Consider the following 14,512-nt stretch of genomic DNA (forward strand, 5'->3'; position numbering starts at 1 on the left):
AAGGGCGCTCATACTAAGAGACACCCTTTTAAACTATTGAAACTCAGTATTACCTGATGTCTGCACCCTTAACCACCGCTGCGATAGTTCGGGGCTTCGCGGGTAATCGTCACATCATGGACATGACTTTCGCGCAGTCCAGCATTTGTAATTTTACAGAAAACGCAATTCTCACGCATGTGATCAATTGTCGGAGAGCCCGTATATCCCATGGATGCTTTCAGACCACCAACCAACTGGTGAACAATGGCACTTGCCTGACCTTTGTATGGTACACGCCCTTCGATACCTTCTGGAACCAGTTTCAGGTTGTCTTTGACATCATCCTGGAAGTAACGATCCGCAGATCCGCGCGCCATGGCACCAACAGATCCCATACCGCGGTAAGATTTATAAGAACGCCCCTGATAAAGGAAAACTTCCCCCGGGCTTTCATCTGTACCACCAAGAAGCGAGCCAACCATAACCGCACGTGCCCCGGCAGCAATTGCCTTGGCAATATCGCCAGAGTTCTTGATACCGCCATCCGCAATAATGCCGACGTTGCTTTTGTTCGCAACTTCGACCGCATCCATAATCGCCGTTAGCTGAGGGACACCAACACCGGCAACGATACGGGTTGTACAGATAGATCCCGGACCGATTCCGACCTTCACCGCATCGGCACCTGCGCCAATTAGGGCGCGCGTTGCTTCGGCGGTGGCAACGTTACCCGCAACAACCTGTGTTGTCGGATAGGTTTTCTTGATCAGCTCAACAGCGTTGATCACACCGCGGGAATGACCGTGGGCCGTATCAATAACCAAAAGATCAACACCCGCGTCAATCAAAGCCTCAGCACGAGAGAAACCTTCTTCGCCAACACCTGTAGCCGCCGCGGCACGCAAGCGACCATGTTCGTCTTTACAGGCAATCGGATGCTTGGCCGCTTTGTCGATATCTTTAACGGTGATCAGGCCGATACAGCGATAGTTGTCATCAACGACCAAAAGCTTCTCAATACGGTGTTGGTGCAGCAAACGTTTCGCTTCGTCGCCGGTAATGCCCTCCTTAACTGTAATAAGGTTATCCCTGGTCATCAGCTCTGAAATAGGCTGATTGGGATCTTGGGCAAAGCGCATGTCACGGTTTGTAATAATACCAACAAGCTTGCCAGTTTTGTCTTCGACAACCGGGAAGCAGGAAAAGCTGACACTTTCCTGAAGACGGAGGATATCAGCCAATGTCGCGCTTGGCGGGAATGTCAGCGGATCGGCAACCATGCCGGATTCAAACTTTTTAACTTTGCGAACTTCACTGGCCTGTTCTTCGATAGAAAGGTTCTTGTGAATAACGCCGATACCACCAAACTGGGCCATTGCGATTGCCAGACGGCTTTCGGTGACCGTATCCATCGCAGAAGAAAGCAACGGGATATTCAGTTCGAGAGAAGCAGTCAGCTTTGTGCGCGTATCTGCCTGAGCGGGAAGAACAGAGGATTCTGCAGGCTGGAGCAGAACATCATCAAATGTGAGGGCTTCGCGGATGTGCATGTCAATCTATCCCTTAGACGCGGGGAAACCTAGTTTCCCGTATGGGCGCCACACCATAGTGGCTAAATCCGATTGACGCCGCATTCTACACAGAAGCGACTTAAAGCCAAGTGATTAAAAGATGACATTTCAATTATTTTATATGCAGGGCTAAGGCCTCAAAAAGCAGAACAACAAAAAGCCCTGAATTTTCAATTATTCAGGGCTTTCATACGCTTACTTTAAGCCTCATTAGTGATCTTATTTTTCCTTAAAACCTGTCGCAACCAAAAACATTTCCGAGGAGTCTTTCCGGCTGGAATCTGGTTTGAAATGGCGCACGCTTTTAAATTTGGTTTTCACTAACTTCAACAACTCGGCCTGCGCCCCACCCTGTAGGACCTTGCCGATAAAACTTCCGCCGGGAACCAGAACTTCTTCAGCAAACATCAGGGCCGTTTCCATCAGACCCATAATCCGCAGGTGATCCGTCTGAGGATGGCCCGTTGCCGCCGCCGCCATATCCGACAGAACAATATCGGCAGGCCCGTTCAGTTCAGCCTTAAGACGTGCAGGCGCATCGTCATCCATAAAGTCGCCCTGCAGTAGAACAACCCCGGCAATCGGCTCGACCTCCTGAAGATCCATACCCACGATATGCGCGCCGGGTCCACAACGCTCAACAGCGACCTGACACCAGCCCCCTGGGGCGCATCCCAAATCGACAATGCGGGAATTCTTTTTGAAAATTTTAAACTTGTCGTCGATCTGAGCAATCTTAAAGGCTGCCCGTCCCCGATAGCCGCGCTTTTTGGCTTCTTGAACATAGGGATCGTTGAGTTGACGGTTCAACCAGCGCGCAGAAGAGTTCGAGCGCCGAGCCGCAGTTTTCACACGGACTTTCAGTCCCCGCCCCGAAGGGTTACTGCTTGGGCGCGAGCCACCTTTTTTGGATTTACCTGAAGAGCTCATTCTTCCGCTTTCTGACACATGATCACAGGATCAAAAGACAATAGTATACGACACACCAGACTTATTGGTGTTCTATTTCTTAACAGGGCTATACATCAGGACTGATAAAATCTCAAATGTCTCATCACCAGCCCAGAAATAAAATTATCACACAACAAGGCCCAGAGTATCTGTTTGACCTTAAAATCCAGAGTATCAATTTGATCTTAAAATAAAGAATAGAAGATATTCTGTTAAAAGACGGCCCGAGGAAGAGACGTCCCGAACGCACCATCCCCCAATAGAACCGAAAGGGCTTAACCTTCGCTAATCAACTTATAGAGAATACCTTCGCGCAGACCTCTATCGGCGACGCGTAGTTGCGCAACAGGCCAAAGCTTGGCCAAGGCTTCAAAAATAGCGCAGCCCGCAACCACCAAATCGGCGCGCTGACTGCCGATACAGGGGTTCGCCACCCGTTGTGCATAGGTCATGCTGGCAATCTTGTGGCAAAGGCCAATGGCGGTATCACAATTGATCAAGGTGCCATCAACCCGATTACGGTCATAACGTGGCAGCTTTTTATACACCCCAACAAGCGTCGTCACCGTGCCCGATGTTCCCAATAGCTGCAACTTTCCATCGCGGACCCGTTGCGCAAAACCGTGTTTTTTCTCAAAGATCAGGAAGTCATCATAGATTTCCTGAACCATCTGTTGATAAATTTCCGCCGTAATATCCCGGCCACCGTATTTCTCGGCAAGGGTCACAACCCCTTTGGAAACCGAATACCAGTCTTCCATGATGGGACTTGGCATAATTGGGGTCGGCATAACAGGTTTGGGCACATCTGGTTTAGGTGCCGTCGCTTTCGCATTATCTGGCACGTTCTTTTCATCTGGCGAGGATTCTTTATCCCCCAGACGAATCCAGCTGACTTCGGTACTGCCCCCGCCAATATCAAAGATTAGAGCTTCGGGCAGGTCAGGGTTTAGCAAAGGCGCACACCCCATAATAGCCAGCGATGCTTCTTCCGAATTATCGATGATTTCCAGATCTAGCCCGGTTTCTTGCTTGACCCGTTTGATAAAGTCATCCCCGTTTGCCGCGCGGCGACAGGCCTCGGTCGCGACACAACGCAGTTTTGTCACGCCCCGTCGTTTAAGTTTACTGTTGCAAATCTTAAGTGCAGCCAGCGTCCGCCCCATGGCTTCTTCAGATAACTTACCTGTTTGACTTAGCCCCTCGCCCAAGCGAACGATGCGGGAAAAGGTATCAAGAACACGAAAATTTTTACGGCTGGCGCGCGCGATCAACAGGCGACAGTTATTTGTCCCCAAATCTATCGCGGCGTAAACGTTATTGTCCGCCCGTTTTGCCGTCTTTTTAGACGAGGCTTTTTTACGGGCCTGCGAAGTAACCGTCAAAAATTCTGCTCCTGAAACAACCGGACAATAATCCGGTACTCCCTTCTTACGAATTCAAAGGGGGAAAAATCAACATCTATTCACCACCAAGACCCTAAAAATGCCCCAAAAGCAAAAAAACATCACTGGACGCAAAAATGTGTTGTAAGATCTGAGCCAAGGGACTATATGAACCCCCGCAAGTCACCGTTATCAGCATATCTGGCACACAGTAAATGCTCGGTGATCATCCAATGATCATCCAAAGCTGCCAGAATTTTTAAGCGCTGACCCCTGATCCGGGATAGTTTAACGGTAGAACTAAGGACTCTGACTCCTTCAGTCCAGGTTCGAATCCTGGTCCCGGATCCAAACTCTTATCCAAACAAGATACATTAAAGTCTGGTAACTGATTAGCGTGTTGCTTCCCCACACCTTGAAGTCTGCTCACATAATAGTTACATCCCAATTTGTGGATTGAATGATAGGGTTCAAATCACCATTTAATTTAGAAATAATCTTTTTCACGGGGATTCTACATGCCTTTCAAACTATCTTTTAAAGCCCTTCCAGCTGGTCTTGCTGCGCTGGCACTTTCCTTGTCTGTTTCAATGGCGAATGCCGCTGAGTACAACATTGATCCAACACACTCGTTTATTAATTTCAAAACAAAACACCTCGGTTATAGCTGGTTATCTGGCACCTTTAACAAGATTTCCGGAACGATCGATTATGATCCTGAAAATAGCGCAGACCAAAAGGTCAATATTGAGATCGATACAGCAAGTTTGGATACAAATCACGCCGAACGTGACAAACACCTACGTGGCCCGGATTTCTTTGATGTGGAAGAGTTCCCAACAGCAACCTTTGTCAGTACGGGATACAGCGGTGATAACAACGGTGGCACCTTGTCCGGCGATCTGACCCTACACGGTGTGACCAAAAACATTTCCTTTGATGTCACTAAGATTGGCGAAGGCAAAGACCCGTGGGGTGGATATCGTGCCGGTTTCGAAGGCAGCTACACCTTGAAACGTAAAGATTTCGGCATGGACTTCAACCTTGGCCCTGCGGCAGAGGAAGTACAGGTTGATCTCTTTATTGAAGCAATTCAAAAGAAATAATCAAAGCGTTTATCAGTTATGATACGCAATTCAACAAATAGCTATGGGCTGGTCAGCAAGTTGCTGCACTCGCTCATAGCTTTTTCCATTATTGGTCTGATCGGTCTTGGCTGGTGGATGGTTGGGCTCAGCTATTATGATGCTTGGTATCATACAGGCTTGGAATTACACCGTGCCATTGGCGTCTGTGTGCTTCTTCTTTCCTCTGTCTTTGCAATATGGAAAGTGATTTCCCCCTCGCCCGGTCTTCAGGAATCCCTGAAACCGATGGAAAAGGTCGGGGCAAAAGTAGTGCATGTCATTCTACTGCTTTCCATGTTTGTCGTTCCCCTGACGGGTTATGCCATTTCCACGTCTTCGGGAAGCGGCTTTACCTTCTTCGGGCTTTTCGACATTCCGTCGATCATGGTAATTACCGATACAACCCGTGATCTCGCCATTAACCTGCACTACTACATTGCCTATGGTCTGATCGCTGTAGTCCTGCTGCACGCCGGGGCGGCCATCAAACATCAGCTCATCGACAAAAAAGGTACGCTTAAACGTATGTTTTAAAGGTAGTGCGCTGTCACTAAGTGGATACAGGTAAAAATGTGAGAGGGAGCGAAAGCTCCCTTTTTCTTTTGGCCAAAACAACAGGCCCTAGATAATTGGGGTTAGATAACGGACCTCATGTAACAGGTCGGGCATGATCCCGGATGATGCGCTCTATTTCCGCGAGGGCAAAGCTGGCGATCTTCTTCTGCGCTTCTCTTTGTGTGGGGGATGTGGTCTCTAGATCGCCAAGGATAATGATGTTCTCGTCATTCAAATGGTTCGCTGGCCCTGTGTAGTTAAAAGAGCCACCGATCACCACTTGCCTGTCCAAGACCATCAGCTTGTGATGCAACTTGCCAAGCTGGCCGCTTTTGTGCACAAAAAACAAGTCTGCCCCCTTGGCCTTGAGATCATCCACAGGCGCCCAATCCTGACTACCCTGCCCGCCATCAAAGACACCCTGTATTGGCATGTCGAGATCAAGCAAGCGCAGCATGGTATCATCTATCCCCGATGACTTTGAAAAGGTAAAGATTGCAAAATCGATCCGCTCTCGCGCCTTGAGCATTTGCTTCATGATCTCCATTTCCGGGCTGTGATCCGGTGCAAACAGAACCCTGATCGGCACGTCGGACACCACTGTATCCGTCGGGGTTTTATCGTGACCTTCGTTCCGCTTGCCAAAATGTCCGCGCTGAATTTCCGCAAATTCACGGCTAAAGATCTTCGCAACCTTCTTATCGTGGATAATAATCACATGGTTCAGGTTATTGTGGATGCCTGTCGGGGTGAAATTGGTCGATCCTGACAGAACCGACGCCCCGTCCCGAACCATAAATTTCTGATGAAATATCTTAGAATTGTAGTCAACCTTCACATCAATTTTGGCCCGCAAGATTGCATCGTGAACCAGACGGTTTGGTTCGTGTTTACCTCCCGGAGCCCAAGGATCGACCCGCGCCGTTGCAGCCTTGAGATAGCTTTGTTCTATGACCATTCTGACCCGAACTTTTCGTTGACGGGCACGAATAATCGCCTTGGCAACGGTTTCGTTTTCCAGCTCCTGCACAGCGATATCCAGGCGCTTTTGTGTGCCGTCGATAAAGTCAACGATCACAGCCTCTAGCTCATCAGGTGCACCCAGAGCTTCCGGCCCTGCATGAAACTCTACATTTCCGACACGCACACCCATTTCTTTTTCTCCCCGATCACACTTATGACACGCACAATGTACCACAAAAGTGCAGCAGGATCATGACAGATCAACTCAAGCGCGTGATACTGTATCTAACACTCCATGCAAAACCCCTTTGATTTTCCAACACCAGAAGAATTGAAACCCGCAAAAAATCTCCCATATGAGATAGGAACAGAGAATAACTGTTTTGCAGAAAACTCTAATTTCTATGATGGGACAGCATGTTTAACGCATCGAAACTAATCAACGAAGTACTTGGCGCAAGTGGTGGTGGAACAGGTGGTGGTTCTGCTATGCAAAAGGGTAAGGATTACCTTTCCAGCAATGCAGGTGGTCTTGCTGGCGGCGCTGTCGCAGGCGGCTTGGCTGGCTATATGATGGGATCCAAAAAGGGTCGCAAGATGGCAAAGAAAACCGTTCAGTACGGCGGCCTAGCCCTTGTTGCCGGTCTTGCGTACAAGGCTTACAGCGATTGGCAAGGTAATAAGAATGCGACCGCTCAACAAGGCATGGGGCACGGGCAAGTACCCGGACAAGCACAAGGTCACACCCAAAGTCAGCCCCACACTGCCCATGCACCTGCACAATCTTCTCAGCAATATACACCGCATCAGGCCGCTATTGTGCCTCCTGTCCCTCAGGATTCAGCCTTTGCGGTAGAACCGGAAACAGAAACCGCCAACAGCTTTGGCGCAGCCTTGGTATCAGCCATGATTGCCGCGGCAAAAGCCGATGGTCAGATTGATAGTGCAGAACAGGATGCTATCTTTGCCAAGATCGATGAACTTGGCCTCTCAAATGATGAAAAAGCCTTCCTCATGGATCAGCTGCGCAGACCATTGGATATCGACAGTCTGGTTGCACTGGCACAGAACAAGGAACAAGCCGTCGAGCTTTACGTGGCTTCCTTAATGGCAATTGAAGTAGATGATCCCGCTGAACAGGGGTATCTCAGCATGCTATCTGCACGCCTGAAGTTAGAACCGGAACTGGTTTCACATATCCACGGATCTGTCGCCCAGGCTGTCCATGCCTAGGGGTAGTAACGTTACTTAAACTCTTGCGGGCTGAAGTGACGACAAAACCCAAGAGTTTTTACTTTGTTTATACATACAAAAAGGGCTCTGCAATTACTTCAGAGCCCTTTTTTACACCTTATCCCGGATAGCTTTAACTTGCTTCGGCTTGTCCATCATCGCGGTCCATAAGACCGGAATAGCTTGGCATCAAACTGATCAGATGCTTGCTATATTCATGCTGCGGTGCTTTGAAAAGCTCTTCCGTATCAGCAATCTCAACCATCTTTCCTTTGGACATAACACCAACACGATCACACATCTGCCGGATTACCGGAAGATCGTGACTAATAAACATCATGGTCAAGCCAAGTTCTTCCTGAAGATCTTTCAACAGATTGAGAATCTGGGCCTGAATGGATACGTCCAAAGCCGATGTTGGCTCGTCACAAATTAGGAAGCGCGGACGTGTCGCCAATGCACGGGCGATGGAAATACGTTGCCGCTGCCCCCCAGAAAATTCATGTGGGAATTTTACGGCTGCCTTGGCACCCAGGCCAACATGATCCAGAAGATCATCAACAATTTGACGTGTCTCGGCTTCGGAACTTGTCAGCTTATGGAAGCGGATTGGCTCTGCAATAATGTCCCGAACCTTCATCCGCGAATTTACGGATGAAAAAGGATCTTGGAAAATCATCTGCATCTGACGACGGTGCACATTAAGTTCGCGACGTTTTTTGATTTTGGTAAGATCTGTACCGGCAAAATTAATAGAACCACCAGCAACCTTGTAAATAGACGTCACCAAACGTGCGATGGTGGATTTACCCGATCCCGACTCTCCAACAATCCCAAAACACTCGCCATCGCGGATATCGAAACTGACATTATCAACGGCCCGGACTTCACTTTTCCCGCCGCCGAACATACCACCGGATTTGAAAACCATCTCAAGATTATCGACTTTAAGCAACGGACCATCGCTTTTGCCAAAATCACGAGCTTTACCCAACCAATGTGTATTCAGATCAAGTTCTTTACACTCACCCGCCGCTTCAATGCTTTCCACAACAGGGAAACGATGCAACCGCATATCCGGGCGCGGAACAGCAGAAATCAAACTGCGAGAATAAGGATGATCCGGATTACCAAGAATTTTAGCGGTAGGCCCAGTTTCCACAACCACACCACGATACATCACCGCAACACGGTCAGCGACTTCGGCAATCACCCCCATATCGTGGGTAATGATGATCATACCAACGCCCTTTTCCCGGACCAGCTTTTTAAGCAAATCAAGTATCTGGGCCTGAATGGAAACATCCAGTGCAGTTGTTGGCTCATCCGCAAGGATAACATCCGGCTCGGCACACAGCGCCAAAGCAATAACAACACGCTGACGCATACCACCAGAGAACTGGTGGGGATAATGGTCAACCCGCACAGACGGATCCGGAATACCAACCTGATCAAGGAGGGAAATTGCACGTTCACGGGCCTCTGCATCGGACAAGCCCAAATGAGTTTGAATTGTACCGATCAACTGGGATGCAATAGTCTCTAATGGATTAAGCGAAGTCAGTGGATCTTGAAAGATCATGCCAATCCGTTTACCCCGGATCTTTCTCAACTCTGCCTGAGATTTACCAATGATCTGCTCACCTTCGAGGAACACCTCCCCGCCACCGACACGTCCGGGACGTTCCAGCAAACCAACCACAGCATTACCAATGGTCGATTTACCTGCGCCAGACTCCCCAACAACACCAAGAATTTCCCCTGCAGCAACAGTCAGATTTACATCCTTAGCCGCAATAACATCACCATGGCGAGATGGGAACTCAACAACGAGGTCTTTGATATCCAGTAATTCTTTACTCATGACATCACTCCCTATCAGCGCAGTTTCGGGTTAAGGGCATCACGAAGCCAGTCACCCAGAATGTTAACGGAAAGAACGAGTACGACCAAAGCCACACCCGGGAAAATAGTTATCCACCACTCCCCAGAGAAGAGATAGTCATTCCCGATACGAATAAGTGTTCCCAAAGACGGAGAGGTCGGAGGAACACCAACACCTAGGAAAGAAAGTGTTGCTTCGGTAATAACAGCCAGAGCCAATTGAATAGTCGCAATCACCAACACTGGCCCCATAACGTTCGGTAAAATATGACGGACCAAAATAATCCAGTCCGGCAAACCGATAACCTGTCCTGCCTGAACATATTCCTTGTTCCGTTCAACCAAAACAGAACTACGAACCGTACGCGCATACTGAACCCAAAAACTCAGACCAATCGCAACAACCAGCACATAAACAGCGAGTTCATCATGAACTTCACGCGGCATTACACCACGGGCGATACCATCAATGAGAAGAGCAATCAAAATAGCTGGAAATGATAACTGAACATCTGCAACACGCATGAGGAAGGAATCAACCATCCCGCCAGCGTAACCCGAAATCAATCCAACAGTAATTCCCAGAACAGCCGCGAAGCCAACAGAGGCAAAACCCACAATAAGGGAAATTCTTGATCCGTACAGAATCGTAGAGAAAACGTCCCTACCCTGATCATCAGTTCCCAAAAGGTAAGACAGCTTGCCATCCGCTTCCCATGCCGGCGGTAACAGACCATCAAAAAGATCAACAGTCGCAAGATCAAAGGGATTATGCGGGGCAACAAAATTGGCAAAAACCGCGCCGAAGACAATTATAAAAGTCAGAAAGGCGGCAATGATTGCCCCCGGAGATCTCTTGAAATTGTACCAGAGATCACTTTCACGGAAGCGCGTGATAAATGATGGTGCTTCGCTTGAAATATCACTCATTAGCTCTGTACTCGCAAACGGGGATCAACAACAAAATAGAGAATGTCGACAATCAAATTGATCACAACAAAAACAAAGGCAATCAATAGAAGATATGCCGCCATAACGGGGATATCTACTTCGGATACCGCCTGAATAAACAACAGCCCCATTCCCGGCCATTGGAATACGCTCTCGGTGATAATGGCAAAAGCAATAATCGACCCGACCTGAAGACCAATAATTGTAATAACAGGAACAAGTGTATTACGCAGAGCAATAGAGAAGTTTATTAACCTTGGGCTTAGACCACGTGCGTGAGCAAACTTGATATAATCAGTGCGCAAAACTTCTAGCATTTCAGCACGAACCAAACGCACGATCAAAGTCATCTGGAAAACTGCCAATGTAATCGCTGGCAAGATAATCGACTTTAGACCACTTGCTGTCAGGAAACCTGTGCTCCACCAGCCTAGCTCGACAACCTCCCCACGACCAAAGGTTGGTAACCATCGCAAGGTCACACCAAAGAAGAGAATCAACAAAATACCGATTAAGAAGGTCGGCAACGATACCCCCATCAGAGATATCGTCATAAAACTGCGACTAAATAACGATTTTGGTTTTAGCGCTGTATAGATCCCCATGGGAACCCCCAACACCAAAGCGAGTACAGCAGAAACCAGGGAAAGTTCAAGGGTTGCGGGAAAACGTTCAGCAATCAATCCACTTACGGGCTGGCGCAAACGATAGGACATACCAAAATCGCCCTGCACAGCATTAGAAATAAAACGCCCGTATTGAACGAGAAAAGGATCATTTAATCCCAATGATTCAGTCAAGGCTTCACGCTCTTCAAGCGTCGTATCCTGACCCACCATATTATTAATGGGATCCCCAACAAAACGGAATAAGGCGAAGGCGATCAAGCCAACCACCAACATGACGACAATCGACTGAAGAAGCCGCATCGATATAAACTTGAACATAACGTCCCCTGCTCAACTTGGCTCAAGATAATTGAACCAGTAAAAACGGGGGCCTCTAAAACTGAGGCCCCCTTATACAATCACCCCAAAGGGTTATTTACCAATCACAACATAGCGAAGGTCAAGCACGTTATCAGCACGCTGAGAAAGCGTTACGCCATCACGAACACCCCATGAAAGAGGTTGCTGGTGAAGAGGTAGATAACCAACGTCTTCCTTCAGAATAGAGAAAGCTTCAGCAATCATTTCCTGACGCTTGGCTTGATCTGTTTCCTTTTCAACGTTGCCTGCTATCTCATCAATCCGTGAATTGGAATAACGACCATAGTTAAATTGGCCAGTATTCTTCTCAGTATCAAATGATGACATCAGGTTGAAAAGAACGTTATGAACGTCCATTGAACTTGGTGTCCACCCCAAAAGATAGAAAGAAGTATCGTTACCATTTTGCGGGCTTACTTTTGCAAAATATTTGGATTTTGGCTGAGCATTCAGATCAACTTTGATACCAACGCGTGCCAAAAGTCCAACAACAGCCTGACAGATTTTTTCGTCATTTACATAACGATTATTCGGGCAATCCATACCAAGCTCAAAACCTTCTGGATATCCAGCTTCGGCAAGAAGTGCTTTGGATTTTTCCGGATCATACGCATAAGGCTTATTAAATTTAGCATCATGACCATTGATCTGTGGTGCAATCAATAGACCTGAAGGCACAGCCGCACCACGCATGATTTTTTTGTCGATTGCGTTCAGATCAATCGCATGTGCCATAGCAGCACGAACACGCTGATCTTTAAGCGGGTTCTTACCTTTGATATTGGAATAAAGCAGTTCATCACGCCATTGATCCATACCCAAGAAGATTGTACGTGCTTCTGGCCCTGTTAGTGGGCTAACACCTTCAGCTTCTTCCAAACGATTCCAATCCTGAACAGGAACCGGATAAACCAAATCAAGTTCACCCGAAATCAATGCAGCAACCCGTGTTGCACCTTGTGAAATCGGTGTAAAGTTAACTTCGGTCACGTTTGTTGGAATATCTTTCCAATAGCCATCAAAACGCTTGAAGGTTGAGCGAACATCGGGTTGACGTTCAGTCAAAATGAACGGGCCTGTACCATTCGCATTTTGCGCTGCATAGGTCGCTGTGGAATCAGCAGCCTTTGGGCTTGTTGCTTCTATTGAACCATGCTTTTCAGACCATTCTTTGTCCATCATGTAATAGAAAACAAGTTCGCGTGGCAGAATTGGGTTCGGCGCAGGTGTTTCAACTTCAATCGTATAGTCATCAATTTTCTTGATGTCTTTCATACGACTGCCATAACCCTTCATGTCAGAGCCAGCAGTCAGCGTACGCTTCCATGAAAAGATAACATCATCAGCATTAAAATCGCCACCATCATGGAATTTTACGCCTTCACGAAGTTTAAAGATCCACGTTGTCGGGCCAGTATTTTCCCAGCTAACAGCCAACCCAGGCTGTAGTTCTAGGTTTTTGTCATAATAGGTAAGGCCTTCATAGATATTCCCCAAATACCCAAGAGTAAATGTTTCGTTCAAGCCATGAGGGTCTAGAGACTGAACATCCCCCTGAAATGACCACTTGAAGGTTTCAGCATTCGCTGAGCCCGCGCCGAGGGCAAGCGCACATGCACTCGCCGCGAGTATTGATTTAATTTTCATTTTATACTCCCTGTATTACTAACTTTATTTGTTTATACCACACTACATATTTAAACTTTTTTGTTTTAACGATTTATTGGCATCGCTGTTTCGACGAGCTTAGCCCAATAAGAACAACCAATGGGAATTATTTCGTCGTTAAAATTGTATTTTGGATGATGGACTGGTGCAGTATCACCGTTCCCTAAGAAAATAAATGATCCCGGACGAGCATTGAGCATAAAGGCAAAATCTTCCCCACCCATTGTTGGGTTCGCGTCCGTATTCACTTTATCTTCACCAGAAATGCCAGAGGCAATATCAACGGCAAAAGCTGTTTCTTTTTCATGGTTCATCACAACAGGATAATTGCGTTTATAGTCTAGAACAGCCGTCGCACCGTGTGCTTTTGCTGTATGCTCGACAATTTCCTGTATGCGTTTTTCAGTCAAATCACGTACAGCTTCACTCAAAGTACGAACAGTACCGTTCAAGCTAGCTGTGTCTGGAATAACATTAAATGCTGTACCCGCATTACAAGTTGTTACAGAAACAACCACAGATTCAATTGGATCAACATTACGCGAAGCAATAGATTGAAGCGCCAAAATAATATGGCTGGCAATAACGATCGGATCAATTGTTTCATGTGGCTTTGCTGCGTGACCACCAGATGCCTGAATATCAATAGTAAAAATATCAGTCGCAGCCATCAGCGCGCCAGGACGTGTTCCAAAACTTCCCACAGGAACACCCGGCCAGTTATGGAGGCCATATACTTCCTGAATATTGAAACGATCCATCATACCATCGTCAACCATTTCGCGGCCGCCGCCGCCGCCTTCTTCGGCAGGTTGGAAAATAACAGCAACAGAGCCATCAAAATTTCGGGTCTCAGAAAGATACTTGGCAGCACCAAGCAACATCGCCGTATGTCCATCATGGCCACAGGCATGCATTTTACCGTCTACTTTGGACGCGTACTCAAGCCCAGTTTCTTCATGAATTGGCAAGGCATCCATATCAGCCCGCAAGCCAACAACTTTACCAGAACTGGTTTGATTACCCTTGATAATCCCAACAACACCTGTACGGCCAATACCTGTAACAACCTCATCAAGGCCAAACTCTTTTAGCTTTTCAGTGACAAAATTAGCCGTTTCCTCTACGTCGAATAAAAGCTCGGGGTTCGAATGAATTTCTCTACGCCACCCTGTAATTTCATCGTGAAGTTCTGCAAACCTGTTTATAATCGGCATTGTTATTCCTTAATTCGGTATCTCAACTGTTCGTTA

General features: G+C 47.4%; 12 protein-coding genes and 1 tRNA gene. 4 read left to right on the top strand and 9 right to left on the bottom strand.

Going from position 1 to position 14,512, the window contains the following annotated elements; translation table 11 throughout:
• Positions 1 to 68 precede the first annotated feature (68 nt).
• The 3 genes from guaB to ACN0W5_RS11155 all read right to left on the bottom strand — a co-directional run bounded on the left by guaB (position 69) and on the right by ACN0W5_RS11155 (position 3,889).
• The gene (gene guaB, locus ACN0W5_RS11145; protein ID WP_417454193.1) at positions 69 to 1,532 is read right to left on the bottom strand and encodes an IMP dehydrogenase; all 1,464 of its coding nucleotides are present in this window, start codon (positions 1,530 to 1,532) and stop codon (positions 69 to 71) included.
• 240 nt (positions 1,533 to 1,772) lie between these two features.
• Complete coding sequence (locus ACN0W5_RS11150) at positions 1,773 to 2,483, bottom strand: RlmE family RNA methyltransferase (RefSeq protein WP_299373398.1); 711 nt, start codon at positions 2,481 to 2,483, stop codon at positions 1,773 to 1,775.
• Positions 2,484 to 2,779: 296 nt separating this feature from the next.
• Positions 2,780 to 3,889, bottom strand: coding sequence for a Ppx/GppA phosphatase family protein (locus tag ACN0W5_RS11155; RefSeq protein WP_417454194.1), 1,110 nt, complete (start codon positions 3,887 to 3,889; stop codon positions 2,780 to 2,782).
• A gap of 277 nt (positions 3,890 to 4,166) precedes the next feature.
• Between ACN0W5_RS11155 and ACN0W5_RS11160 the strand changes: the two genes are divergently transcribed.
• From ACN0W5_RS11160 to ACN0W5_RS11170, 3 genes are all read left to right on the top strand, one after another.
• Positions 4,167 to 4,240 (top strand) — tRNA-Gln (locus ACN0W5_RS11160).
• 167 nt (positions 4,241 to 4,407) lie between these two features.
• Entirely contained in the window at positions 4,408 to 4,995 is a 588-nt protein-coding gene (locus tag ACN0W5_RS11165) for a YceI family protein (RefSeq protein ID WP_417454195.1), read from the top strand.
• 18 nt (positions 4,996 to 5,013) lie between these two features.
• Positions 5,014 to 5,550 (top strand): cytochrome b, encoded by a 537-nt coding sequence (locus ACN0W5_RS11170; RefSeq protein ID WP_417454196.1) that lies wholly within the window; start codon positions 5,014 to 5,016, stop codon positions 5,548 to 5,550.
• Between the two features lie 115 nt (positions 5,551 to 5,665).
• On the opposite strand, the gene ACN0W5_RS11175 is transcribed toward ACN0W5_RS11170, so the two are convergent.
• Positions 5,666 to 6,724 (bottom strand): phospholipase D-like domain-containing protein, encoded by a 1,059-nt coding sequence (locus ACN0W5_RS11175; RefSeq protein ID WP_417454197.1) that lies wholly within the window; start codon positions 6,722 to 6,724, stop codon positions 5,666 to 5,668.
• Positions 6,725 to 6,951: 227 nt separating this feature from the next.
• On the opposite strand from ACN0W5_RS11175, the gene ACN0W5_RS11180 reads away from it, so the two are divergent.
• Positions 6,952 to 7,767 (top strand): tellurite resistance TerB family protein, encoded by an 816-nt coding sequence (locus ACN0W5_RS11180; RefSeq protein WP_417454198.1) that lies wholly within the window; start codon positions 6,952 to 6,954, stop codon positions 7,765 to 7,767.
• A gap of 133 nt (positions 7,768 to 7,900) precedes the next feature.
• Here the strand turns inward: ACN0W5_RS11180 and ACN0W5_RS11185 are convergent, their stop codons facing one another.
• From ACN0W5_RS11185 to ACN0W5_RS11205, 5 genes are all read right to left on the bottom strand, one after another.
• Entirely contained in the window at positions 7,901 to 9,631 is a 1,731-nt protein-coding gene (locus tag ACN0W5_RS11185) for a dipeptide ABC transporter ATP-binding protein (protein WP_417454199.1), read from the bottom strand.
• A gap of 14 nt (positions 9,632 to 9,645) precedes the next feature.
• A complete protein-coding gene (locus ACN0W5_RS11190) occupies positions 9,646 to 10,581 on the bottom strand; it encodes an ABC transporter permease (RefSeq protein ID WP_417454200.1) in 936 nt (311 codons plus the stop codon).
• Positions 10,581 to 11,549 (bottom strand): ABC transporter permease, encoded by a 969-nt coding sequence (locus ACN0W5_RS11195; RefSeq protein WP_417454201.1) that lies wholly within the window; start codon positions 11,547 to 11,549, stop codon positions 10,581 to 10,583. The genes ACN0W5_RS11190 and ACN0W5_RS11195 overlap by 1 nt, the downstream gene beginning before the upstream one ends.
• A 93-nt stretch (positions 11,550 to 11,642) precedes the next feature.
• Complete coding sequence (locus tag ACN0W5_RS11200; RefSeq protein WP_417454202.1) at positions 11,643 to 13,238, bottom strand: ABC transporter substrate-binding protein; 1,596 nt, start codon at positions 13,236 to 13,238, stop codon at positions 11,643 to 11,645.
• Between the two features lie 65 nt (positions 13,239 to 13,303).
• Entirely contained in the window at positions 13,304 to 14,476 is a 1,173-nt protein-coding gene (locus tag ACN0W5_RS11205) for a M20 aminoacylase family protein (RefSeq protein ID WP_417454203.1), read from the bottom strand.
• Positions 14,477 to 14,512: the final 36 nt, after the last annotated feature.

The organism is Kiloniella sp. (assembly GCF_048270245.1).
Taxonomy (GTDB): Bacteria; Pseudomonadota; Alphaproteobacteria; order Kiloniellales; family Kiloniellaceae; genus Kiloniella.

Bases quoted from the DNA above. Each gene is read 5' to 3' on its own strand.
- ACN0W5_RS11190 (WP_417454200.1), bottom strand. From the start codon at position 10,581: ATGAGTGATATTTCAAGCGAAGCACCATCATTTATCACGCGCTTCCGT.
- ACN0W5_RS11195 (WP_417454201.1), bottom strand. From the start codon at position 11,549: ATGTTCAAGTTTATATCGATGCGGCTTCTTCAGTCGATTGTCGTCATG.
- ACN0W5_RS11205 (WP_417454203.1), bottom strand. From the start codon at position 14,476: ATGCCGATTATAAACAGGTTTGCAGAACTTCACGATGAAATTACAGGG.
- ACN0W5_RS11150 (WP_299373398.1), bottom strand. From the start codon at position 2,483: ATGAGCTCTTCAGGTAAATCCAAAAAAGGTGGCTCGCGCCCAAGCAGT.
- ACN0W5_RS11180 (WP_417454198.1), top strand. From the start codon at position 6,952: ATGTTTAACGCATCGAAACTAATCAACGAAGTACTTGGCGCAAGTGGT.
- guaB (WP_417454193.1), bottom strand. From the start codon at position 1,532: ATGCACATCCGCGAAGCCCTCACATTTGATGATGTTCTGCTCCAGCCT.
- ACN0W5_RS11170 (WP_417454196.1), top strand. From the start codon at position 5,014: ATGATACGCAATTCAACAAATAGCTATGGGCTGGTCAGCAAGTTGCTG.
- ACN0W5_RS11165 (WP_417454195.1), top strand. From the start codon at position 4,408: ATGCCTTTCAAACTATCTTTTAAAGCCCTTCCAGCTGGTCTTGCTGCG.
- ACN0W5_RS11185 (WP_417454199.1), bottom strand. From the start codon at position 9,631: ATGAGTAAAGAATTACTGGATATCAAAGACCTCGTTGTTGAGTTCCCA.
- ACN0W5_RS11200 (WP_417454202.1), bottom strand. From the start codon at position 13,238: ATGAAAATTAAATCAATACTCGCGGCGAGTGCATGTGCGCTTGCCCTC.
- ACN0W5_RS11175 (WP_417454197.1), bottom strand. From the start codon at position 6,724: ATGGGTGTGCGTGTCGGAAATGTAGAGTTTCATGCAGGGCCGGAAGCT.